The 23,659-nt window shown below is 65.0% G+C and carries 23 protein-coding genes; 7 read left to right on the top strand and 16 right to left on the bottom strand.

What is annotated here, in order from left to right:
* Window positions 1–65 precede the first annotated feature (65 nt).
* The 3 genes from CH271_RS03060 to CH271_RS03050 are packed head-to-tail and all read left to right on the top strand — an operon-like array spanning window position 66 to window position 4,775.
* Window positions 66–1,370 carry a hypothetical protein gene (locus CH271_RS03060; RefSeq protein ID WP_037188570.1) on the top strand — a complete coding sequence of 435 codons (1,305 nt, stop codon included), beginning with the start codon at window positions 66–68 and terminating at the stop codon, window positions 1,368–1,370.
* Window positions 1,367–2,338, top strand: a complete 972-nt coding sequence (locus CH271_RS03055) for a glutamate ABC transporter substrate-binding protein (protein ID WP_094632617.1) — start codon at window positions 1,367–1,369, stop codon at window positions 2,336–2,338. Before CH271_RS03060 ends, CH271_RS03055 begins: the two co-directional genes overlap by 4 nt.
* 10 nt (window positions 2,339–2,348) lie before the next feature.
* Window positions 2,349–4,775: a serine/threonine-protein kinase gene (locus CH271_RS03050; RefSeq protein ID WP_179274743.1), complete on the top strand. Its 2,427-nt coding sequence runs from the start codon at window positions 2,349–2,351 to the stop codon at window positions 4,773–4,775.
* On the opposite strand, the gene CH271_RS03045 is transcribed toward CH271_RS03050, so the two are convergent.
* Both CH271_RS03045 and pta read right to left on the bottom strand, forming a co-directional pair.
* Window positions 4,772–5,959 (bottom strand): acetate kinase, encoded by a 1,188-nt coding sequence (locus tag CH271_RS03045; protein ID WP_037186695.1) that lies wholly within the window; start codon window positions 5,957–5,959, stop codon window positions 4,772–4,774. The genes CH271_RS03050 and CH271_RS03045 overlap by 4 nt on opposite strands.
* Complete coding sequence (gene pta / locus CH271_RS03040) at window positions 5,956–8,079, bottom strand: phosphate acetyltransferase (RefSeq protein ID WP_170945898.1); 2,124 nt, start codon at window positions 8,077–8,079, stop codon at window positions 5,956–5,958. Before pta ends, CH271_RS03045 begins: the two co-directional genes overlap by 4 nt.
* Window positions 8,080–8,240: 161 nt before the next feature.
* Here pta and CH271_RS03035 point away from each other — a divergent pair, with 161 nt between their 5' ends.
* A complete protein-coding gene (locus CH271_RS03035) occupies window positions 8,241–8,765 on the top strand; it encodes a nitroreductase/quinone reductase family protein (protein WP_037186693.1) in 525 nt (174 codons plus the stop codon).
* On the opposite strand, the gene fgd is transcribed toward CH271_RS03035, so the two are convergent.
* The 4 genes from fgd to CH271_RS03015 all read right to left on the bottom strand — a co-directional run bounded on the left by fgd (window position 8,766) and on the right by CH271_RS03015 (window position 11,323).
* Window positions 8,766–9,779: a glucose-6-phosphate dehydrogenase (coenzyme-F420) gene (gene fgd, locus CH271_RS03030; protein WP_032401751.1), complete on the bottom strand. Its 1,014-nt coding sequence runs from the start codon at window positions 9,777–9,779 to the stop codon at window positions 8,766–8,768.
* Window positions 9,780–9,911: 132 nt separating this feature from the next.
* Window positions 9,912–10,244, bottom strand: a complete 333-nt coding sequence (locus tag CH271_RS03025; RefSeq protein WP_094632616.1) for a YidH family protein — start codon at window positions 10,242–10,244, stop codon at window positions 9,912–9,914.
* Window positions 10,241–10,579, bottom strand: a complete 339-nt coding sequence (locus CH271_RS03020; RefSeq protein ID WP_037186688.1) for a hypothetical protein — start codon at window positions 10,577–10,579, stop codon at window positions 10,241–10,243. The genes CH271_RS03025 and CH271_RS03020 overlap by 4 nt, the downstream gene beginning before the upstream one ends.
* Window positions 10,580–10,630: 51 nt before the next feature.
* Complete coding sequence (locus CH271_RS03015) at window positions 10,631–11,323, bottom strand: GNAT family N-acetyltransferase (protein WP_094632748.1); 693 nt, start codon at window positions 11,321–11,323, stop codon at window positions 10,631–10,633.
* 104 nt (window positions 11,324–11,427) lie between these two features.
* Between CH271_RS03015 and map the strand changes: the two genes are divergently transcribed.
* On the top strand, window positions 11,428–12,198 hold the full coding sequence (gene map / locus CH271_RS03010) for a type I methionyl aminopeptidase (RefSeq protein ID WP_037186686.1): 771 nt from the start codon (window positions 11,428–11,430) through the stop codon (window positions 12,196–12,198).
* Here map and CH271_RS03005 read toward each other — a convergent pair whose 3' ends face one another.
* Window positions 12,199–12,612 (bottom strand): GNAT family N-acetyltransferase, encoded by a 414-nt coding sequence (locus CH271_RS03005; protein ID WP_256986234.1) that lies wholly within the window; start codon window positions 12,610–12,612, stop codon window positions 12,199–12,201.
* A gap of 263 nt (window positions 12,613–12,875) precedes the next feature.
* Between CH271_RS03005 and CH271_RS03000 the strand changes: the two genes are divergently transcribed.
* Window positions 12,876–13,355 (top strand): winged helix-turn-helix domain-containing protein, encoded by a 480-nt coding sequence (locus CH271_RS03000; protein ID WP_094632614.1) that lies wholly within the window; start codon window positions 12,876–12,878, stop codon window positions 13,353–13,355.
* A 3-nt stretch (window positions 13,356–13,358) separates the two neighbouring features.
* Here CH271_RS03000 and CH271_RS02995 read toward each other — a convergent pair whose 3' ends face one another.
* The gene (locus tag CH271_RS02995) at window positions 13,359–13,883 is read right to left on the bottom strand and encodes a permease (protein WP_094632613.1); all 525 of its coding nucleotides are present in this window, start codon (window positions 13,881–13,883) and stop codon (window positions 13,359–13,361) included.
* Between the two features lie 165 nt (window positions 13,884–14,048).
* On the opposite strand from CH271_RS02995, the gene CH271_RS02990 reads away from it, so the two are divergent.
* On the top strand, window positions 14,049–14,525 hold the full coding sequence (locus CH271_RS02990) for an OsmC family protein (RefSeq protein ID WP_094632612.1): 477 nt from the start codon (window positions 14,049–14,051) through the stop codon (window positions 14,523–14,525).
* A 416-nt stretch (window positions 14,526–14,941) separates the two neighbouring features.
* Here the strand turns inward: CH271_RS02990 and CH271_RS02985 are convergent, their stop codons facing one another.
* From CH271_RS02985 to CH271_RS02950, 8 genes are read right to left on the bottom strand one after another with little or no spacing between them, the layout of a single operon-like run.
* Window positions 14,942–15,877 (bottom strand): NADP-dependent oxidoreductase, encoded by a 936-nt coding sequence (locus CH271_RS02985; protein WP_094632611.1) that lies wholly within the window; start codon window positions 15,875–15,877, stop codon window positions 14,942–14,944.
* Window positions 15,878–15,914: 37 nt separating this feature from the next.
* Complete coding sequence (locus tag CH271_RS02980) at window positions 15,915–17,039, bottom strand: LLM class flavin-dependent oxidoreductase (RefSeq protein WP_094632610.1); 1,125 nt, start codon at window positions 17,037–17,039, stop codon at window positions 15,915–15,917.
* Window positions 17,036–17,776, bottom strand: a complete 741-nt coding sequence (locus CH271_RS02975) for a DUF1684 domain-containing protein (RefSeq protein ID WP_094632609.1) — start codon at window positions 17,774–17,776, stop codon at window positions 17,036–17,038. The genes CH271_RS02980 and CH271_RS02975 overlap by 4 nt, the downstream gene beginning before the upstream one ends.
* On the bottom strand, window positions 17,773–19,128 hold the full coding sequence (locus CH271_RS02970) for an NtaA/DmoA family FMN-dependent monooxygenase (protein WP_094632608.1): 1,356 nt from the start codon (window positions 19,126–19,128) through the stop codon (window positions 17,773–17,775). The genes CH271_RS02975 and CH271_RS02970 overlap by 4 nt, the downstream gene beginning before the upstream one ends.
* Window positions 19,125–20,201, bottom strand: a complete 1,077-nt coding sequence (locus tag CH271_RS02965; protein WP_094632607.1) for an LLM class flavin-dependent oxidoreductase — start codon at window positions 20,199–20,201, stop codon at window positions 19,125–19,127. Before CH271_RS02965 ends, CH271_RS02970 begins: the two co-directional genes overlap by 4 nt.
* Window positions 20,194–21,792, bottom strand: coding sequence for a dipeptide ABC transporter ATP-binding protein (locus CH271_RS02960; RefSeq protein WP_094632606.1), 1,599 nt, complete (start codon window positions 21,790–21,792; stop codon window positions 20,194–20,196). Before CH271_RS02960 ends, CH271_RS02965 begins: the two co-directional genes overlap by 8 nt.
* Window positions 21,789–22,682, bottom strand: coding sequence for an ABC transporter permease (locus CH271_RS02955; protein ID WP_094632605.1), 894 nt, complete (start codon window positions 22,680–22,682; stop codon window positions 21,789–21,791). Before CH271_RS02955 ends, CH271_RS02960 begins: the two co-directional genes overlap by 4 nt.
* Window positions 22,675–23,655, bottom strand: a complete 981-nt coding sequence (locus CH271_RS02950) for an ABC transporter permease (RefSeq protein WP_094632604.1) — start codon at window positions 23,653–23,655, stop codon at window positions 22,675–22,677. Before CH271_RS02950 ends, CH271_RS02955 begins: the two co-directional genes overlap by 8 nt.
* Window positions 23,656–23,659: the final 4 nt, after the last annotated feature.

Genomic DNA, 23,659 nt, shown 5'->3' with positions numbered 1-23,659 from the left:
ACCCTAGGTGAATCACCTGCCTGTAGTGGCTGCAGTACCGTCCGCCTACTTATATGCTCGGGTGCGTGATCGCGGCCGGTATTACCCCCTCCGCTGCCGTCCCCCCGACAACGGCTACGCACGTCGGTGTCGCTGCAGGCAAGCCACCGGTTCGATACACGATGCGTTCGACGCCTGCGCGGTTGGTCGCGATGGGAACCGCGCTGGTGGTGCTCGCGTTGACGGTCGGAAATCTCGCGTCAACGGCAGTGACCGATCGAGTCGACACCCTGGGCACCCTGTTGGTGCGCACCGAGCCGTTCGCGAACTCGGCACAGAATCTGTATGGGGCGCTGTCGGTGGCCGACGCGGCTGCGGCCACCGCGTTCATCGCCGGCGGTCTCGAGCCGCCCGAGGTGCGCGAGCGCTACTCGCAGGCGCTCGGCGAGGCGTCGTCCGAGCTGATCGCGGCCTCGGCCGGGGTGACCGAGAACGACGCGGCCACCAGCGCGGTGCTCACCCAGATCGCCGCCGGGTTGCCGGTGTACAGCGGCCTGGTCGAGACGGCGCGAGCCAACAACCGCAGCGGAAATCCGGTGGGCGCGGCGTACCTCGGCGAGGCGTCGACGATGATGCAGACGAGCCTGCTGCCGCTGGCCGAGAAGTTGTACACCGAGCAGGCGTCGCGGGTGTCGGCCGATCAGGAACGGTTCACCAGTCCTCCACTGTTCGCGATCGGCTCGCTGGTGTTCCTGTTGCTGATGACCGGCCTGGCCCAGTGGTACCTGTCGCGGACCACTCGCCGGACGTTGAACGTCGGATTCCTCACTGCCACAGTCGCTGTCGCCGGGCTGCTCGGCTGGATGCTGGTGGTGGGACTGGTTTCCTCGATCGCCACCGATCGCGCGATCGACCGCGGAGTGTCTCCGCTGAAGTCCTACACGACGGGTTTCATTCTGGCGCAACAGGCCAGAGCAGACGAGACACTCGACCTCGCCCGCCGCGGCGGCGGTCAGGATTACGGAGAATCGTTCGACGCCAACGTCTCTCGACTCACCGAGATGTTCCAGGGCGACACCGCGGTGATCGATGCACTGAACACGTGGTCGGTCTCGCACTCGAGGATCGATTCCGCACTCGAGGTCGGCGATTTCAACGGCGCGGTCTCCATTGCCACCGGCACCGGCGAGTCCGATTCGGCGGCCGCGTTCACCGCGCTGGACAGTGTCCTGGTCGACGGAATCGAGAATGCGCGAAGCGAACTGCGGTCCAACATCGACCGATCGGTGTGGGTGCTGTCCGGACTGCCGGACGGCGCGTACGTGCTCACCGTCTTCGCATCGGTCGCCTTCGGTGTCGGCCTGTTCCCGAGGCTGCGGGAGTACCTGTGAAACGTCTACTCGCCGTCGGCATCCTGGTCACCGCCCTGTTGGTCGGCTGTTCGCCGCCGGAGAACTCTGCGCCGCAGGTCGACACGACATTCACCGAACCGCCACTACCGGAAGGCGCGTCCGTCGCCGCTCGCCCCACCGAGAGCCCCGCCGACGACGAGTGCGCCCGCCCCACCGCCAGCCTGCGACCACTGCCGACAGGCACCGATGCTCCGCCACCGCCACAACCGACCATCGACGCACTGCGCGCCAAGGGCCGGTTGGTTGTCGGGTTGGACACGGGCAGCAACCTTTTCAGCTTCCGCGATCCGATGACCGGTCAACTGGTCGGGTTCGATGTCGACATCGCGCGGGAAGTCTCACGAGATCTGTTCGGCGATCCGAACCGGTTGGACTTTCGCATCCTCACCTCCGCACAGCGGCTCGAAGCTCTGCAGGATTCTTCGGTGGACATGGTGGTCAAGACGATGACCATCACGTGCGCTCGCCGCAAGGACGTCCAGTTCTCCACCGTGTACTTCCAAGCGCAGCACCGTGTTCTGGTGGTGCAGGGTTCGGGCATCCGCGGAGTCGAGGACCTGGCGAACAAGCGAGTGTGCGCCGTGGAGGGCACCACCTCGCTGCGACGCCTCCAACGCGTCCAGCCTGCCGCGACCGTGGTGACGGTACCGATGTGGTCGGATTGTCTTGTGGTGCTGCAGCAACGGCAGGTCGACGCCATCAGCACCGACGACGCGATCCTGGCCGGTCTCGCAGCACAGGATCCGTACCTCGAGATCGTCGGTGACAGCCTGAGCCCGGAGCCGTACGGGGTGGGAATCAACAAGGACAACGAGGATCTGGTCCGCTTCGTCAACGGCACGTTGGCACGCATTCGCTCCGACGGCACGTGGAACCGCATCTACAACCGGTGGCTGACCGTGCTCGGCCCCTCCCCCGGTCCGCCCAGCGCGACGTACAGCGATTAGGGACGCCGACATGGACGACGACGAACAGCAGCAGACGGCCCCGGCGGAGCGAACGCAGGCGGTCTCGCGCACCGACGACAGCGAGCGCACCCGGGCTGTGTCGAGAACACCGGCCGGATCGAACACGGACGGCGTCTCGGGAACGGACGGCATCGAGCGCACCCAGGCCGTCTCACGGTCACCGGTCGACGATCGGACCCCGACATCCGCTCCGTCACACCCTGCTTCCACCCGCTCCAAGACGGGTCGGTCGAGATCCGGTCGATCGCGCAGCACCGGCATTCGGCGGCGACTCGGCGGCGGTCTGGTGGATGTGCCACGCGTCGAACCGATCGATCCTGCCACCGCAGTGATGTCGGATCCGTCGGTGCCGCAGCACAAACGGTTCTGCTGGAAGTGCAATGCCAAGGTCGGCCGCAGTGAACCGGGCGGTCCCGACGTGGAGATGGGCATCTGCCCGCACTGCGGCGCAACGTTCGACTTCACGCCGTTGCTGGAACCGGGCGATCGCGTGGTCGGTCAATACGACGTGCAGGGCTGCATCGCGCACGGCGGACTCGGCTGGATCTACCTCGCCATCGACCGCAACGTCAGCGACCGCTGGGTGGTACTCAAGGGACTGCTGCACTTCGGTGACGAAGAGGCACACGCCGTCGCGGTCGCCGAGCGGCAATTCCTCGCCGAGGTCGCCCATCCCGGTGTGGTCAAGATCTACAACTTCGTCGAGCAACCCCGCAGCGACGGCTCGACCGTCGGCTTCATCGTCATGGAATACGTCGGCGGCCGCTCACTGCGCGACATCCTCACCGCGTGCGGTGACGGCACCCGGCTGCCCGTCGAACAGGCACTCGCCTACGTCCTCGAAGTGCTTCCGGCACTTGGCTACCTGCATTCGATCGGACTTGTCTACAACGACCTCAAGCCGGAAAACATCATGGTCTCCGACGACCAGATCAAACTCATCGACCTCGGTGCGGTCGCAGGTATCGAGGACTACGGCTACCTGTACGGCACGGTGGGCTACCAGGCACCGGAGATCGTCAAGACGGGACCGACGGTGGCGTCGGACATCTTCACGGTCGGCCGCACGCTCGCGGTGTTGACGCTGAACATGCCGTCGAAGAACGGCAAGTACCTCGACGGCCTGCCTTCGGCCGAGGAATCCGAAGTACTGCAACAGTTTCCGTCGCTGCACCGGCTGTTGCTGCGCGCGACGCACGAGGACCCCACTCGGCGATTCCGATCCGCGGACGAATTCGCCGGGCAGGCCACCGGCGTGTTGCGCGAGATCCTGGCCATCAGAACAGGCGTCGAGCGGCCGGGACTGTCGACGGTATTCAGCCCGCCGCGTACCACTTTCGGCACCGAGCATTCGGTGGGACGCACCGACACCTACGTGGACGGTACGGTACGCCACGAACGAATGACCGCAGCCGAAGTGGTTGCTGCGCTTCCGGTTCCGTTGGTGGACCCCAACGACCCGAGCGCCCCGCTGCTGGCGGCCGCCGTGCACGTCGAACCTCGACAGACCCTGGACTCGCTGCAGCACGCCAAACGCAACGGCATCGAACGCGTCACCTCGGGAGCCGAATCGAGCCGTTCCGGGGGCTCCTCCAGTCCCGTGGAACTGAGTCTCGAGATCACTCTCGCCGAGGTCAAAGCCCATCTGGATCTCGGGAACGTCGTCGAAGCAACCGACATTCTGGCCAAGGTGCAGTCGACCGACCACACCGCGGACCCGTGGCGAGTGCAGTGGTACGCGGGACTGATCGCACTGCTGCATCACGAATACGATTCTGCGTTCACCGATTTCGACAACGTGCTCGGCGCGATGCCCGGTGAACTCGCACCCAAGCTCGCACTCGGAGCCACCTCCGAACTGCTCGGGCATGTGGCCGCAGGCAACGGCGAGGAAGCCGAGAAGTGGCGCGCCCGCGCCGAGGGTCTGTACCGCGCGGTGTGGCGAACCAATCGTGGCATCGTCAGCTCGGCATTCGGCCTGGCCAGGCAGTTGCAGCGCCGCGGCGATCAGACCGGGGCCATCGCCGCGCTGGATCAGGTGCCGATCAGTTCGCGGCACTACTCCATGGCCCGCATGACGAGTGTGTTGACGTTGCTGATGGACCGCTCGCGAGCCGAGCTGTCCGAGTCCGATTTCCGTTCTGCTGCCCGGCGAGTGGCGTTGCTACCCAAGGCCGAGAGCCGGGCGCTGCAGATGCGGACGCTGGTGCTGGCGATGGCCCTGGACTGGATCGTCTCCGGCCACGCCGCCACCGCCGAGCGGGAGCCCATTCTCAGCGTGCCGTTCACCGAGGACGGGTTGCGGCGCGGCACCGAGAAGGGCCTTCGCGCACTGGCCCGCAACGCCACCGATCGCGCCCACCGCTTCTCGCTGGTGGATCTGGCGAACGCGATCAGGCCGCGTTCGTTGTTCTAGGCGACTTCTCTGACCAGGTCGTCCGCCGCACGCGCGATCGCCAGTTCCTCGTCGGTCGGCACCACCAACACCGTGACGGTGGACGAGTCGGTCGAGATCACCCGAGCCTGCTTGCTGCGCACCGCATTACGCTCGGCGTCGATCTCGATGCCGAAGCCCTCGAGATTCGCGAGGGCGTCCGCGCGCACCGCTGCGGCGTTCTCGCCGACACCGGCGGTGAACGTGATGGCGTCCAGCCGTCCCAGCCCGATCATGTACGCACCGATGTACTTGCGCAGACGGTGGATGTAGACGTCGTAGGCCAAGCGTGCGGAGGCGTCGCCGTCGTCGATCCGCTGCTGCAATTGCCTGAAGTCGTTGACCCCGCACAGTCCGATCAACCCGGAGCGACGGTTGAGCAGGGCGTCGATGTCGTCGACGCTCATGCCCGCACTGCGCCGCAGGTGCATGATCACGCCGGGGTCGATATCCCCACTGCGCGTACCCATCACAAGACCTTCGAGGGGAGTCAGTCCCATCGAGGTGTCGACCGCCTTGCCGCCGGCGACGGCCGAGGCCGAGGCACCGTTGCCCAGATGCAGCACGATCTGGTCGATGTCGGCGAGGTCGCGGCCGAGAAACTGCGCCACCTGCTCGGACACGTAACGATGCGAGGTGCCGTGGAAGCCGTACCGTCGGATGTCGTGCTCGGCAGCGACGGTCGCGTCGATGGCGTAGGTCGCGGCCGCGTCGGGCAGGGAATGAAAGAAGGCAGTATCGAACACTGCCACATGAGGCACGTTCGGCAGTTGCTTCCTGGCGACCTCGATGCCCAGCACGTTCGGCGGATTGTGCAGTGGTGCAAGGTTGCTCAGATCGGAGATCTGTTGCACGACGGAGTCGTCGATGATCGTCGGACGGTAGAAGACGGTCCCGCCGTGGACGACGCGATGCCCGACCGCGGTGACCGATTCCAATTCGACGCCTGCGTCGGCGAGCATCTCGAAGGCCAGGGCCAGACCGGCACCGTGGTCGTCGATGTGCTGGATGCGCTCGACACTCTCGCCCCGGTGGTCGAGTTCGACTCGACCGTCGGATTCACCGATGCGCTCGACGAGCCCACTGGCCACGGATTCCCCCGAGCCCGGGTCGACGAGTTGGAACTTGACCGAGGACGAACCGGAGTTGACGACGAGAATGCTCACTTGCCCTCCTGATCGGCTGCGTTGGCAATGCCCTGCGCCTGAATCGCCGTGATGGCGACGGTGTTGACGATGTCCTCGACCAGCGCACCGCGCGAGAGATCGTTGACGGGCTTACGTAGGCCCTGCAGAACAGGTCCGACGGCAACCGCGCCGGCGCTGCGCTGGACGGCCTTGTAGGTGTTGTTGCCGGTGTTGAGGTCCGGGAAGATGAACACCGTCGCTCGGCCCGCGACGTCGGAATCGGGCAGCTTCGACGCGGCGACGGACGGTTCGATCGCCGCGTCGTACTGAATCGGACCCTCCACGAGCAGTTCCGGATTACGTTCGCGCACAAGCGCTGTGGCTTGCCGCACCTTGTCGACGTCGGCTCCGGAACCGGACTCGCCGGTGGAGTACGACAGCATGGCCACCCGCGGCTCGATACCGAATTGGGCCGAGGTCTGCGCCGAGGAGACGGCGATGTCGGCCAACTGCTCGGCCGTCGGGTCGGGTACGACGGCGCAGTCACCGTAGGCGAGAACACGATCGGACAGGCACATCAGGAAGATCGACGACACCGTCGACACACCCTCGGTGGTCTTGATGATCTCGAACGACGGCTTGATGGTGTGCGCGGTGGTGTGCGCCGCGCCCGAGACCATGCCGTCGGCAATCCCCTTGTGCACCATCATCGTTCCGAAGTACGAGATGTCGGCCATGATCTCGCGGGCGCGGTCGATCGTCATCCCCTTGTGCTTGCGCAGCTCGGTGTACTCGGCCGCGAAGTCCTCGGCGTAGTCGCAGTTCTTGGGGTCGAGAACCGTGGCACTGTCGAGGTCGACGCCCAGTTCCGACGCGCGTCGTCGGATGGGACCTTCCTCGCCGAGGATCGTCAGGTCCGCGACCTGCCGCTGCAGCAGACGTCCGGCAGCCCGCAGGATGCGATCGTCGCCGCCCTCGGGGAGCACGATGTGCTTGCGGTCGGCGCGTGCCCGGTGGATCAGCTGGTACTCGAACATCTGCGGGGTCGTGATCGTGGGAATGGCGATGTCGAGACGACCAAGAAGGGTTTTCGCATCGACCCGCTGTTCCATCAGGCCGAGTGCGGTGTCCACCTTGCGCTGCGAACCCACCGCCACCCGGCCGCGCGTCTGCGCTGCAGCCGAGGCGGTGTCGAAGGTACCGAGCTCGGTGGTCAGGATCGGCAACCGGGGGCCGAGACCCGCCACCAGACGAGCGATCGCCGGATGGGGCTCGATGCCGCCGTTCATGATGATGCCGGCCAGGGACGGAAAGCCCTCCGCCTCATGGGCATTGACGAGGGCGAGCAACACGTCGGATCGGTCTGCGGGTGCGATGACGACGACACCCTCGGTCAGGCGTTCGAGGATGTGCTCGGCCGTCATGCCACCGACCATGACCCGCAACGCTTCTCGCTGCAGCAACGACGAGTCACCGGAGTACAGTGTGCCGTCCACCGCCTCGAGCAGTTCCGCCATCGTCGGCGCGACGAGGAGCGGAATCTCCGGCAGAGACCACGCAGGCACACCCACCGACGCCAATGCGTCGGTGACCGCATCGAGATCCTCGGGCGCGCAACGGTTCGCCACGATCGCAGCCAAGTGGGCGTGGTGCTGACGCAGCTCGCCCTGGCACAGAGTGGCCAACTGTGCGATCTCGTCGGGCGTACGACCGGACCCGCGCAGCGCAAGCAGCACGGGGGCACCGAGATTGACCGCGATGCGAGCGTTGAAGCCGAGTTCGCTGGGGCTGCCGACGTCGGTGTAATCGCTGCCCACGATCACCACGGCGTCGCACTGAGAAGCCACCTCGTGATACCGATCGACGATCTTGCTGAGCGCGGCATCCTGATCGGCGTGCACCTGCTCGTACGTGACACCGAGAGACTGCTCGTAGGTCAGATCAGCGGTGGTGTGCTCGACGAGCAACTCGAGGATGTAATCGGGCTCGTCGGTCGATCGGGCGATGGGACGGAACACCCCCACCCGGGCCGCGGACGCGGCGAGCATCTGCAAAACCCCGAGCGCGATGGTCGACTTCCCGGTATCCCCTTCCGGTGACGCGATGTAGATGCTCGAGGGATACATGTCCGACGCGTCGGTGCCGCTGGGCTCAGCCATGCCCGCCAGCCTAGTAGGGGTCGTTCCGCAGGCTCCACTCCTGCCTGATACGGGTCGTTCCGCAGGCTCCACTCCTGCTGGTAAGGGTCGTTCCGCAGGCTCCACTCCTGCCCAATGGTTCAGGTGTTGACACCGGGCGCGGTCGGGTTGTCCCATGAACCATGGCCGAATCACCGTTCCCGGATGTGCGCTGGGGCAGCGAAACCTCGTTCATCCGCAAGCCCGCCGTGAAGTTCGCGTCGACGAAGCCCGGTTCGTGGGTCATCCGGAACCTCGCAGGCGTCGACCGGTGGTTGCTGACCAAGTCCGACGGCCGTTTCACCGTCCTCGGACCGATCGCGGCTCCGGTGGTGTTGCTGACCACCACCGGCCGCAAATCCGGCAAACCCAGGACCAGCCCGCTGCTGTACTACCGGGAGGACGACAAGATCTACGTCGTCGGCTCCAACTTCGGTCAGCAGCACCACCCGGCGTGGACGTCGAACCTGCTCGCCGACCCGAAGGCCGTGGTGGCCATCGGCGGCAAGAAGATCCCGGTGCTCGCCACCCGCATCACCGGAGACGAGAAGGCTCGCATCTACCGGCAGTTCGACGCGATGGTCGAGGTGTACGGCGAGTACGAGACCCGGACCGACCGCGACATGCGATTGTTCGCACTCACGGCCGATCTCGGTGGTCCTTCGTAACTACCCGAGCTTGCGCAGGCGCGGTGCGAGGTCCTTCTCGAAGAGTTCGAGGAACCGCTTCTGATCGTGGCCCGGGGCGTGGAACACCAGGTGATTCAGGCCGGCATCGGTGTACTGCTTGACCTTCTCCACTGCCTCGTCCGGGTCCGATGCGACGATCCAGCGCTTGGCGACCTGCTCGATCGGCAGCTCGTCGGCGGCCTTCTCCATCTCGATCGGATCGTCGATCGAGTGCTTCTGCTCCGGCGTCAGCGACAACGGAGCCCAGAAGCGGCAATTCTCCAGCGCCAGTTCGGGATCGGTGTCGTAGCTGATCTTGATCTCGATCATCTTGTCGATCTCACCGGCGTCGCGCTCGGCCTTGCCCGCGCCCTCTTCCACGGCCGGAAGCAGCTTGTCGGTGTAGAGCTCCATGCCCTTGCCCGAGGTGCAGATGAAACCGTCGCCTGCGCGTCCTGCGTACCGCGCCACCACGGGACCACCGGCGGCGATGTAGACCGGGATGCCACCCTCGGGAACGTCGTAGATCGACGCGCCCTTGGTCGTGTAGTACTCGCCCTCGAAGTCGACGCGGTCGCCGAGCCACAGCTCGCGCATCAACCGCACCGACTCACGCAGGCGCGCGAATCGTTCCTTGAACTCCGGCCATTCGCCGGTGAATCCGGTCGCGATCTCGTTGAGCGCTTCGCCGGTACCGACACCGAGCATGATGCGTCCGGGGTACAGGCAGCCCATCGTCGCGAACGCCTGAGCGATGACCGACGGGTTGTAACGGAAGGTCGGTGTCAGCACAGAGGTGCCGAGCTGAATCGTGTTCGTCCGCTCGCCGACAGCCGTCATCCAGGCAAGCGAGAACGGCGCGTGCCCGCCCTCGTGCCGCCACGGCTGGAAGTGATCACTGACCGTCGCCGAATCCATACCGTGCTGCTCGGCGAGCACACCGAGCTCGACCAACTCCCGCGGTCCGAACTGCTCCGCCGATGCCTTGTACCCCAGCTTGAGACCCTGCGCCACGCCGAACTCCTGTCGTTGGTCGTCCTAGTTCTTCGATTGTGCACCTGTGGTGGTTCACGGCGTACCCCAAGGGTCGTTCCGCAGGCTCCACTCCGCCTCGAGGGTCGTTCCGCAGGCTCCACTCCTGGCCTGCTACTGGATCCCCAGAACCGTGACCACTGCAGCCAGCACCGCCACTGCACCGATACCGATCGCGAAGATCCACAGATCTCGTGATTCGGGCATCGGTGTACCGCTTTCGAGGGCATCTCGAACGCGCATCCACCGTCGCAGACCGATGATCGGTGCTGCTGCCGCGAGACCGATCAGAACCAGACCGAGGGTCGTCCGAACCCACCCGGTACTGAAATCGGGAACCAGGTGGACGATCGCAATTCCGCCGGCGAGCAGGCCGAGCGACGTCCGCAGCCAGGCGAGAAAGGTGCGCTCACTGGCGAGCGTGAACCGCTCGTCGGGGCGCGTCACGCGTGTGCGGTCATGCGCTCGCGAATCAGATGGGCAACCAGCTCAGGATCGTCGGGGGTGAATACCGGCGAGATGCGGCGGATGGTGAGCACCACTGCAGTGTCCTTCTTGGGACGCATCACGTCCAGCGGAAGCCACTGATCGATCCACGACGCACCCCACAGCCGCCACCGCCCGTTCCAATTGCCGAGGACGGCGGTGTCGACGGCGCGAATCCGGTCGTAGGGGACGAACTTCTTCGTGGCGACGGGAAAGTAGTAGTACCTCAGCGTGACGCCGGCTTCGTCGAGAAGGACCAGTCCATCGTCGTAGATGACGTCGCCATTTATTCGCATAGGTAACGGTATGTCTTCGAGCTCGGAGCACGCAACAGCGGATTCCGGAACTCATCTCGAGCTCGGCGCAGGCGTACGGACCAACGTCAGGTGCGAGGTTCGACGCAACTCGAATCCGATGGAGAGGTAGAGCTCGATGGCGCGCACGTTCGCGTCCGACGCATGCAGGAACGGCTCCTCACCGCGGGCCCGAATACCGTGACCGACCGCGCGAACCAGGTCGGTGGCCAGCCCTTGCCCGCGGGACGCCGGGTCGGTACACACGGCACTGATCTCCGTCCAGCCAGTGGGGTGCATACGCTCGCCCGCCATCGCGACCAGCGCGCCATCGCGTCGAACACCGAGGTACGTGCCGAGTTCGATGGTGCGGGGCAGGAACGGCCCGGGCTCGGTGCGACCGACCAGATCGAGCATCTCGGGGACGTCCGCTGCAGTCAGCTCGACCGCCTCGGCGAAGGGCCGCGTCTCGAGGTGCGTGCCGACGAGCTGCACCAGGCCGAAGGTCTCCAGGTGCGACCAGCCCTCGGGCAGTTCGCGTTCGGGGCCGGCGAGCCCGACGACGGTCCGCGACCCGAACAGGACCGCGATGTCGTCCCAGTCCTGGGACTCGAGAACATCGGGGTGCACCAGGAACGGAGACACCTCGGGATCGGCACGGATGATCCGTCCGCGCCGGACCGCGAACCGCGAGAGCGAGCCCTCGAGGGAATTACGAACGGGGTCGTCGAGAGGGTGAGCAGACACGACAGACAGCGTCGCACGAACCGACTCACGCCCCTGCGCACAGTCGGACTCGACACCAATACTTATACCGGTATCGTTGTTCGTCATACGGCGAAAGGCACCACATGATCGAGATTCTTCCCCCCACCAAGATCCCCCTCGCGCGCGAATCCGGCGCACTGGTGGCCGGGATTCTTCGGACCGTCCGCGAACGCGCCACAGTCGGCACCAATCTCCTGGAGATCGATCAGTGGACCAAGGAGATCATCGAGGGAGCCGGGGCGACGTCCTGCTACGTCGACTACGCGCCGTCCTTCGGCCGCGGTCCGTTCGGTCACTACATCTGCACCTCCGTCAACGATGCTGTGCTACACGGCCTTCCACACGACTACGCGCTGGCCGACGGCGATCTGCTGACGCTGGACCTGGCCGTGATCCTCGGCGGCGTCGCAGCGGATTCGGCCATCAGTTTTGTCGTCGGTGAGAACAAGCCAGCCCAGGCTCTCGCGATGATCGACGCCACCGAACGGGCGCTGGCCGCGGGAATCGATGCGGCTAGACCGGGCAACAAGATCGGCGATATCTCCCACGCCATCGGCACGGTGCTCAGCGCTGCCGGTTACCCGATCAACATGCAGTTCGGCGGCCACGGCATCGGCTCGACGATGCACCAGGATCCCCACGTCTCCAACTCCGGACGGCCCGGCCGCGGTTACCGCCTACGCCCGGGCTTGATGTTGGCACTCGAGCCGTGGGTCATGGAGGACACCGCCGAACTCGTCACCGACCCCGACGGCTGGACCCTACGAAGCACGACGGGCTGCCTCACCGCGCACAGCGAGCACACCGTGATCATCACCGACGACGGTGCCGAGATAATGACGTTGCCCGCGTAACTACAGCCGTTTCTCGAAGGTGTTCGAGAAGGGCAGCACCTCGTAGGGCGGGAACACCGGAATTCGGGTGTAGCCGCTCTTCTCGTACAGACGAACTGCGTCGGGCTGTCGGTCTCCGGTCTGCAGAATCAGCCGCGACAGGCCCTGATCACGAGCAGCGTTCTCCGACGCCACCAGCAGAGCGGTAGATACACCCGAGCCGCGATGGTCGGGGTGTACGAACATGCGCTTCAGCTCGAGGTCCGCCCCGTTCCACCGCAACGCTGCATGTCCGACGGCCTGTTCCGCACCCTCCTGGTCACGGCGATACACGAGGAACGTCCGGTGCACAGAGCTCTCGTCGACGGCGTTGGCCTGGGTCTTGGACATCAGAGCGGCCCGGTCGGCGTAACGGGGACCCACCTCGGCGGCCATCGACGCACGAAGGGCTTCGGCGTCGGGATGATCCCAGTCGACGCTGCGGATCGTGAGTTCGGTTCGTGGTCGGCATACATCGGTCACGCCCGATCGCAACAAGCCGAGGATCGTCGGGTCAACAGTTGCGCTCACGGTGAGCCGATCCATGGCGAACCTTCGATTCGTCGTCGACCATGTGACTGTGAACGAGAACTGTCGCTGCCACCACTGACCGATCGCCCCAGTATCTGCAGCACCATTGTCCCAGGAGTTCTCCAGCCATGACCACCGAAGCCACCGTCGTTGTCCGTATCTCCGATTCCGGAACGTCATCCCTACAGGGGTTGACCCGACCGCAGCTGCACGCACTGGCCGAGTCGCTCCGCAGCGCCGCCAAAAGCTATGCCCCGCATGCGAAAATCCTCACGCGATTCGATGTGAGGGTCAACGAACTGAACGCACCACTGGTCATCGATATCCCGGCCCGCGACGTGATCCTCGGCGGCAGGAGCGTCCGTCTCTCCCACACCGAGTTCGAGATCTTCGCCTACCTGGCGCGGCGCCCTCGGGTCGTGGTCGGACGATCCGAACTCAGCACCTCCGACGGCGGACGCAGTGTCGACGTCCACCTCTCCCGAGTGCGCACCAAACTCGGTCAGTTCGGTCGATTGATCACCACGGTCCGAGGAACCGGCTATCGCTTCGACCCGGAACCGGGAATCCGGGTCATCACGCACCCGACGGTATTGCGTAGCGCCTGACCGTTACTGCGACAGAGCAGCAGTTCTGCGGCGACGGTTTCGACGCACCACCACGAATGCCAGCAGAGCGACCAGAACCACGGCGATGATCGCACCCAGTGCGGTGGCACCGCGGAAGCCCGGCGCACTGGTATCGAGGGTGCGTTGGCCGGCATGAGCCGCGTTACTGGTCCCGAGGACGATGGTGAGGGTCAACAGGTTCGGAATCGCCGTGACGACGGCCAGGATCACCGACCCGATGGCGAGCTGCTTGCCCGCCCTGCCCTTCCGAACCGACCAGGCGCTCCAGAAGAACACCAGCGGCGCGAACGTGCAGACGATGCCGAACAGCAGGCCCCACAGAATGCCCTTGGTGAACGTGCGGTCGGCCAGGGTCTCCACCCGCAGACTCCACCAGCGCGGAAGGAACGCTGCCAAGATGAAGTAGGCGATCAACAGCAGGACGATGCCGGCTCCGACGAGAATGCCCCGCCTCTTCCAGTTCGCCGAGCTGGTCGACGGTGCGGGCGTAGTCGGATCGGCAGTCATGAGGACATCGTAGATCGTGTGTGGCCGTACCCCACTCGAGTCGAGACCCGATCGTTAGCTTCCATTGTCGACGCGCGTCTCGACGGCTCCGTGTGCGTGCCGAGTTCGAATCACGATGAGCCTAACCATTTTGCTTCGGTCGCCGAAGGGCCATCGTCGAAATTTATGACAACCAGCACTATTCGAACGTCCGTCGTTCCCTTCGTGATCAATGCCAGCGGTACCGGAGTTGCCCAGCACCTCGTCGCCGAGGGCGATGCAGGCCACCGCTTCGACACCGATGCCTATCCCGCATTCGGCGGTAAGGACGAGGCACCCAGCCCGTTGTTCTACGCGCTCGGTGCGTTGACCTCGTGCAACCAGGTGACGGCCGCCCTCGTCGCCAAGGACTTGGGAATCACACTCGGCGAGTTCACGTTTCGCATCCAAGGCGACCTCGACACCGCAGTGCTCGTGAACGGTGACGAAGGAAATGCGAACTTCGACGCCGTGAAGGTCGAGGCCACGGTTCAGACCGACGCCGACCAGGAGACCTTCGACAAGTTCGTCTCCGAGGTCGCTCGCCGTTGCCCGGTGACCCAGCTCTTCGTTCGCAGCGGCCTGGAATTCGTGAACGAATGGACACGCGCAGACCTCAGCTGAGCGCGGTCCGTATTCCGATCTGCTCGTAGGGCGCTTGGACGCGCCCTACGAGGCCTGGACCTGTGCCGACGCGGGCTCCTCGTCGAGACCGAGGTGCCCGCGCAACGTCGTCACCGTGTAGTCGGTGCGATATCCCCTCGCTCGTGACGAGCCGAGACCAGCTTGTCCAGGTCAATTCACGCTGACGTTACGAATGCATCATCAGCCGCGGATACCGAAGTCGACGGCCGCGTGGGTACACGCGGGCTGTGCTCCGAGACGATCGAGGATCGCTGCTACTCGTGCTTTCAGCCAGGTCATGGACCCGACGTTAGGCTCGACGCCCAGATTTGGCACCGGTTGAAATCACGCTGATTCGAACGACCCGAATTGGGATCATCGGCCGGAAGAGCATGTGCGTAGTTGCGCCCGAACAGTCAGGGAATCAGGACGAACTTTCCGCGCGGATGCGTCGATTGCAGTTCAGCGTGTGCCACGGCAGCCTCGGCGAGCGGGAAGGTCTTTGCGACCGTCACCTCGAACACTCCCGCACCGGCCTGCTCCAACAGCACCGGAGATGCGAGGCGTCGACGCTCCATGCTCGCCGGCCCACCTACGGTCGAAAATCCATCCGTCGAAGCCCGCCCGAAGGCTGCCGTGCTGACCAATCTCGATCTGTCCGTGAGTAATTCGAGCGATACGTCGACGGCCTCGTCGGTGCCCACCGTATCGATTGCCGCATCGATACCGTTCGGTGCGGCTGCTCGGACCCGGTCGATCAGTCCGTCGCCGTATTCGACGGGCTCGGCACCGTACGTCCGCAATGCATCGTGATTCTGTCGGCGCGCGGTCCCGATGACGGTTGCACCGCGCTCCAGGGCGAGCTGAGCCACCACGGACCCGACGCCGCCTGCCGCTCCGTGCACGAGAACAGTGTCTCCACTCTTGATTCTGACGGACTCCAGTGCGTCGTACGCAGTTCCAGCCACGGCGAGTACACCCGCAGCAACGTTCCAGCCCAAGGCTTCCGGCTTCGGAAACACGAACCGTGCGGGAACCAGAATCCGTTCGGCGTACGTGCCGTTCCGGCCGGACACGACAACCTCGTCGCCGACGGCGATCGGCCCGACCGGGCCCTCGACGGCTCCGCCGACCGCAACCACGGTTCCCGATGCCTCGCTACCCAACGCAATCGGGAGTTTGGATTCGTCGGTGCCGAACGCACCGCTGTAGCTCTTGTAGTCGAAAGGGTTGACGCCGATTGCCCTGACCTCGACCAGAACTTCGCCTTCGGACGGTTCGGGCAGATTTCGTTCGACGATCTCGATGGCGTCCGGTCCACCGTAGGACGCTGCAACTGCAACTCGTGTCATGCGCGGTACAACGGTCACCACGACGCGAATGTTCCGCTCAGACCCGCAGGCGCGGGAGTCCCCATTCCTTACCGAGCAATTCGTACGAGCGCAGCCGGTCCGTGTGGTCGTGCGTGGCCGAGGTGATCACCACTTCGTCCGCGCCGGTTGCTTCCTGCAGCGCCTCCAACTTGTCCGATGCCGTTGCCGCGGATCCGACGATCTGGGTGTCCACTCGATCAGCGACGAGCTCGTATTGCTCGCCGGTCAGCGGTGCCACGTTCTTCGGATCCGGGTACTCGATCGCGCCATGACCGCTGCGAATGCTGTGTACCCATTGCGGGTAAGACGCTGCCAGCTCTCGCGCCTGCGAATCCGTTTCTGCAACAACCACATCGGCCGACACCGCCACGTACGGCGAGGACAGCCGAGCCGACGGCACAAAAGCACGGCGATACTCGTCGATCGCTTCGAGAGTCGTCCCCGGGCTGAAGTGATAGCTCGCCGCGAACGGCAGACCGCGGGCACCGGCCTCACGGGCCGTCGGCCCTGCACTGCTGCCGAACAGCCACAGCGCCACGTCGGCCCCGACACCTGGGCGTGCCGTCAGAGCAATCCCGTCGTGCTCGTAGCTACCGGAAAGGAGCGCAGCAAGGTCGTCGAGCTGATCGTGGAAATCCGGGGCCTGAGCGTGCGGCTGCTGCAGCGCAGCCAAAGACGCAGCCAGCAGCGGGGTCTTCCGCGGGGCCGCCGCAGCGGGGGCCACTGGGAACAGTCCACCGGGCTCCGGAGACACCGCGCGCTCGGATCCAGCCTGCTGCGCGTCGGCCAGGTCTGCTGCTCTGCGCTGCCCGGACCTACCGACACCCAGATCGATGCGTCCCGGATACAGGGCGTCGACTGTCCCGAAGGATTCGACGACGGCAGCAGCTGTAGTGAATCCCAGCTGGACCGCAGCCGATCCAACGCGAATCCGGTTGGTGGCAGCGGCAATCAGACCGATCAACACTGCGGGTGACGAACTGGCCGCCGCCACGAAGTGGTGCTCGGCCACCCAATAGCGCTCGTAACCCCACTCCTCGGTCTGGCGCGCAAGGTCGACCGTGTTTCGCAGCGCCTGCTGGACGGTCGACCCCTCGCTGATCGGGGACAGATCGAGAACCGACAACGGAACTCGCGTCATCTCGGGTTCTTCTCCCCTGCCTCGACGGCGAAAGTCAGCCTGTTCTCAGCAGGCGCGACGGGGCACGTCGCGTAGTCGGTGAACGCACACGGAAGGTTGGAAGCGCGGTTGAAATCGAGAACGACGGTGCCGTCTACGGGAGCGGGCACTGCCAGGATCCGCGCAGCCGGATAGGTGGTCACCCCGCTCGTGGCATCGGTGAACAGGACCTTCAGACCGTTGCCGATGCCGCCGAACGCAATCAGCTGCTGCGCGGTGCCGGCCAACTCGAAGTCGAGAGTGCCCACCGCCGTGTGATGGTGTTCGAGTCCTTCCACCACGGCTCCGGTCGTGACGGTGACCGGCGAGTCGTACGGGGTGAACCTCCCGGTGACAACGAACTTCTTGCTCGGCTCGTAGGCGGGGATACCGTTGTAGGACTGGAGGGTCTGCGCTTTCGGGTCGTGTACCCGCAGCGCGACCGAACCGGTCCGCCGGATCACCTCGATACGCCGATCTCCGTCCTCGACCAGGATGCCGGGTGCGCCCTCCACAGGATTGAGCGTCGTCACGCCGTCGAACCCCTGGACAGTCACCGAATCGGCATCGGCCTTCCAACGGCCGGGAAGATCCGCGATGGTCTCGAATTCGTCCGTCAGCCAATACAAACCGGTCAACGACACCCAACCCAGAGGATCACCGTAGGACGCCTCTCGGTCGGCATGCCATTGCTTCCAGTCCTGCTCGAAATCGCTCATGATGCTCGCACTCCTTCACGCTGTTCGTACGGGTGCCGCAGACCGAGGTGGTCGCGCAAGGTGGTTCCGGCGTATTCGGTGCGGAAGCTGCCGCGGTCCTGAAGTTCCGGGATCACCTTGTCGACGAATTCATCGAGGCCTGCTGGGGTGATGTGCGGGACGAGGATGAAGCCGTCGCTTGCGTTGTTCTGCACGTAGCTGTCGATTTCCTCGGCCACCTGCGCAGGGGTTCCGACGAACTGCTGCCGCGTCGTCATCGCGATGATCAGTTCACGAATGCTCAGGTTGTCTGCTTCGGCGCGCTCGCGGTACTGCTGGGCAATGGTTCTGGGGTCGCCGTGTCGCGCACGACCACGGGTGATGGATACGTCGCCGCTGGGTTCTATATCCGGCAACGGACCGTCCGGGTCGTACGCGGACAAGTCCTGTCCCCACACCTGTTCGAGGAACGAAATAGCTGTCTTACCGCTGACCTGCTGATGCCGGATGTGGTCCGCCTTGTCGACCGCGTCCTGCGCAGAATCGCCGAGCACGAACGTCGCCGCGGGCAGTACCTTCAGGTCGTCGTGCTCGCGGCCGTACTTGGCGAGCCGACCCTTCACGTCAGAGTAGAACTTCTGTCCGTCCTCGAGCGTCCCGTGGATGGTGAAGATGGCGTCGGCCTTCGCTGCACCGAACTCTCGGCCCTCGTCGGAATCGCCCGCCTGCAGCAGAACCGGATGCCCCTGCGGACTGCGCGGCAGTGTGAAGCGACCCTGCACATCGAATTGCAAACCCGAATGCGAGACTGCGCGGATCTCGGACTCACGGCCGAAGATTCCCCGCTCCCGATCGACGACGAGCGCGTCGGACTGCCAAGAGTCCCAGAACTTTCGCGCGACGTCGATGATTTCGTTGGCACGCACGTACCGGTCGGCACGATCGAGATAGCCGCCTCGCCTGAAGTTCTCGCCGGTGAATGCATCCGAGGACGTCACCATGTTCCATGCCGCCCTACCGTCGGACAGGTGGTCCAGCGACGAGAACTGTTTGGCGAGCTCGAACGGTTCGTTGAACGTGGTGTTGATCGTCCCTGCCAGTCCGAGCTTGGTCGTCACCGACGCAAGCGCATTGAGGACGGTGAGCGTATCCGGTCGACCGACCACATCGAGATCGTGAATCCGGTTGCGATGCTCACGCAGTCGCAGCCCTTCGGCGAGGAAGAAGAAGTCGAACAGACCGCGCTCGGCCGATTCGGCAAGGTGCACGAACGAGTCGAACTCGATCTGGCTCTTCGATTCCGGATCGGCCCAGACAGTGGTGTTGTTGACGCCGGGGAAATGGGCACCCAGATGTATCTGCTTCTTCGTCACAGGCTCTTCCCTTCGAGTGCATAGCGATTGACGGGACGCGTCAGGCCGAGACGCTCGCGCAGAGTCGATCCGCTGCGGGTGTCGGTGGCCGGCAATGATCGGATTCCCGACGGCAACGCGAGCGGCACCAGCGTGACCCCGTCGAGGCCGGCCGCTTCGATCGATCCGAGCAGGAGATGCAGGCTCGAGAGATTACCGATATGCGACACGCTCTCAGCGGCTCTGACGTGGCCCGCCCAGTTGTCGAGCTGCGCGAGTTCTTGAGCGGCAGAATCGGATACCAAGGTCTCCACGTCCAGCAGGACGAACACCTCGGCCGGGTCCCGGCCTTCGGCAACGACGGCCCGTCGAATGCGGGCGGCGGTCGTTGCCGCCTCCTCGACCGTGTCGGCGACGATTCGGACGATGTCGGCACGCGCGGCGGCCACCGATACGGACTCCGCGGAGTTGCCGCGAATCACGACGAGCGACTGCCCCTGAGGAGATCTCGGGGTGATCGACGGGCCCTTGACCGAGAAGTTCTCGCCCTCGAAGTCGATGTAGTGCAGCTTGTCTCGGTCGATGAACCGCCCCGACTCGACATCGCGGATCTCTGCGTCGTCCTCCCAGCTGTCCCACAGCCTGGTGACGACCTCGATCGCCTCGTCCGCCTCACGCCACAGGCTTCCTTTGTCCTGCTCCGCTTTCCGACCGAACAGCGCTGCCTGCTCGGCACCCGAACTCACTTCGACCTGCCAACCGGCCCGGCCGCGAGAAGCGAAATCGAGACTCGCGATCTGCTTCGAGATGTGGAACGGCTCGGTGTGCGTAACGGTGATCGTGGGCACCAGCCCGATCTTCTCGGTGAGGGCGGCTGCCCGTGCCGCGACGGCTGCGGCCTCGAGCGTCCGGCTGGCGAACGAATCGCCCAGAAACGCGAGATCGATACCCGCTCGGTCTGCGGTCTGGAGCTGGTCGATCCAGAACCCTGCTGTGAACAGGTCTTCGGCGCGAGAGTCAGGCCGACGCCAGGCCTGCGGATGGGCGCCGGTGCCTTTCAGCTCTATCGCGGTCAGGAACAGCTTGTCAGACACTGGTACTCGCTTTCTCGTGCGCGCTTCCGGGAATGGCCCCGAGTAGCTCGCGGGTGTAATCCTGCTGTGGATTGTCGAACAGTGCTGCGGTGTCGCCGTATTCCACGATGACGCCGGATTGCATGACGGCCACGGTGTCGCTGATCTGCCGGACCACGGCCAGATCGTGCGAGATGAACAAGTAGCTCAGACCCAGCTCGGACTGCAGATCGTCGAGAAGCGTCAGGATCTGCGCTTGGACCGATACGTCGAGGGCCGAGACCGGCTCGTCGAGCACCACCAGTTCCGGTGCGAGAGCCAACGCGCGGGCGATGGCGACGCGTTGGCGCTGCCCACCCGAGAGCTCGGCCGGGCGTCTGGACAGATAGTCGCTGGTGAGTGCCACCTGATCCAGCAGCGTCCGGGCACGCTCGGAACGCTCGCGCGAGGAGCCGACCGTGAACGCGTCCAACGGTTCTCGCACGATCTCGCCGACGCGCAACTTCGGGTTCAGCGACGCGTACGGGTTCTGATCGACGATTTGAACACGCCGCCGCAGCTCACGCCTGGCCTTGCCACGCAGACCGGTGATGTCCACACCGTCGAACGTGACCGAACCCGACGACGCGGTCTCGAGACCGATCGCGATGCGCGCCAACGTGGACTTGCCGGACCCGGACTCGCCGACGAGCGACACCGTCCGCCCACGTTCGACGGTCAACGTGGCTCCCTTGACCGCATCGAGGTGGACGCCGCGGCCTATGGTGAACCGCTTCGAAACGTCACTGACCGTCAGGATGGGATCGGCTGCCGTCGTGCGCGCGGGTCGTACGGCCGTATTCAGCGACGGTGCCGCGGCCAACAGTTGACGCGTATATGCGTGCGTCGGATTCGCCAGTACCTCTGCGGTGGGGCCGGTTTCGACGATCCGCCCCGCGCTCATGACGATCAGGCGATCGGCTCTGTCCGCAGCCACGCCCAGGTCATGAGTGATCAGCAGGACAGCAGCACCGGTTTCGGCGATCCTGGCGTCGAGATGGTCGAGGATGCGTCGCTGCACGGTGACGTCAAGGGCGCTGGTCGGCTCGTCGGCGATCACCAGTTCCGGGCGGCACGCGAGAGCGATTCCGATCAACACGCGCTGACGCTGCCCACCGGACAGGTCCTGCGGATACTGCCGCGCCCGCACCTCGGGGTTGTCCAGACCGGCTTCGGTGAGGATGCGAATTGCCTCGACCTTCGCGGAGCGGCGATCTGCGAGGCCGTGCACCCGCAGCACCTCGGCAACCTGATCGCCGACGCGAACCACCGGGTTCAGCGAGGTGGTCGGGTCCTGCGGAACGAGCCCGATGTGACGGCCGCGCAACCGGTTCAACGTCTTGTCCGAGGCCGTGTCGAGCCGCTGTCCGTCGAACGTCACCGATCCGCCCACGATGCGGCCGGAACCCGAGAGCAGACCGATGAGGGCGTGGGCAGTCGTCGACTTTCCGGAGCCCGACTCACCGACCACGGCTACCACTTCACCGCGGTCGACGGTGAACCCGATGCCGGAGACGGCGGTCGTCTCACCGTAATTCACGTGCAAATTCTCTACTTCGAGAATGGGGCTCATTGTGATCGCCTCTCGAGTGCGTGCCCTAGGCGGTGCGCGGACACGACGACGGCCACGATCACCAATCCCGGCAGTGTGGTCATCCACCAGGCGGTGGCCAGGAAGTTGCGGCCCTCGGAAATCAGCGATCCCCACTCCGGGGTGGGCGGAGCAGCACCGAAACCGAGGAAGCTCAGCGCCGATACCGCAAGCACTGCCATACCGAATTCGACTGCAGCGAGCGCGATCACAGGGCCGTACGAGTTTCTCAGGATGTGTCTGCGGAAGACATCGAACCACCGCACACCCGAGGCGTAAGCCGCTTCGACGTACAGCGATCTGCGCACCCGCAGCACCTCCGAGCGCATCACTCTGGCGAAATTCGCGATCAATGTGACACCGACGGCGATAGCGACGTTGACGGTGCCGAAGCCCAGAGCGGTCACCAGCGCCAGCGAGAGCAACAGCGTCGGAATCGACAGCAGCACATCGACGATGCGCATCAGCACCGCGTCGACTACTCCGCCGACGGCCCCCGAGACCAGACCGATGATCGAGCCGACCACCAGGGCGATGCCGACTGCCAACAGCGTCGCCGTCAGAGACAGTCCGGAACCGTGGACCACTCGGGTGAAGACATCGCGGCCGATGTTGTCGGTGCCGAACCAGTGCGACGCGCTGGGTGCCTGGAGCTTGTCCGCCGGTGTACCGACCAGCGGGTCGCCGCTGGCGAAGACGGACGGGAACAGCGCGAACCCGAGAGCCAGCAACAGCACGACCACGGAGGCACCGAGCCAGATGTGTTTCAGCACGTCTCGGGGACCCCGGCGCCGCCTGGATGCCGGTGCTTCTTCGACTACCGGGGGAACTGCCGAATGGACGGCGGTCTCGCGAATCAGGATGTCAGACATGAGCTTTCTCCGGTTCTGCACTGGCCTGCACGGGCCGGTATTCGCGCACGATGCGCGGATCGATCAGCGGATAGAGCAGGTCGACTGCGAGATTGACCAGGACGAAGACCAGCGAGGTCAGAACGACGATGCCCTGCACAACCGGAATATCCTGGGCCAGCACCGATGTCTGGGTCAGCCTTCCGACTCCAGCGCGCGAGAACACCGTCTCGACCACCACCGATCCGGCCAGCAGTGTGCCCACCAAGACTCCGGCAATCGTGAAGGCGGGGATCGAGGACAGTCGCAGGACGTGTCGCGTCTGCACCCGAAGGCGTGAGACCCCCTTGGCGCGAGCCACATCCACGAACGCTTGCTTCCACGTGGTGGCCATGCTGGTAGCCAGGACCTGAGCGATGACAGCACCGGTCGGCAATGCCAGTGTCACCGCAGGCAGCACCAACGACGCTGCGCCTGCGTCACCGAACGCCGGGAACCAGCGTAGTCGGAACGAGAACAGTTGTAGCAGCAGTAGTCCTACCCAGAACGTCGGCACCGCCACCCCGAGTGGTGGGAGCGCGAGCAGCAGGTTCTTCAGCCATACGATCTGGGTGTACGTGGCGGCGTAGGCAACCGCGGATCCGAACACGACGGCCAGCACCAGAGCAGTCCCCGCCAAACCGAGTGTGCTGGGCACCGCGTCGAGAATGGCCGTCGTCACCGGCTGGCCGGTGGCGATGGACAATCCGAAGTCGCCCTGCACGGCCCCGACCAGCGAGTGCCAATACTGCACCAACACCGGCTGATCGAGACCGTAGCGGGCCTGCAGTTCAGCGATGGCCGCAGCGTCGGCCGGGGTACCCGAGCCTGCCGAGTCCACTGCGAGACTGACCGGGTCCGCGGGAAGGAGGAAGAGCACGATGAACGAGATGGTGAATGCAGCCCACAGCACTGCCAATGCCTGCAGTACTCGCTGTCCGATGTAGCGGGTCATCGCT

Origin of the sequence: Rhodococcus sp. 05-340-2, from assembly GCF_002258915.1 — a bacterium.
Taxonomy (GTDB): domain Bacteria; phylum Actinomycetota; class Actinomycetes; order Mycobacteriales; family Mycobacteriaceae; genus Rhodococcoides.
The sequence above is the reverse complement of the archived record's forward strand: the minus strand, read 5'-3'. Positions and strand labels throughout refer to the sequence as shown.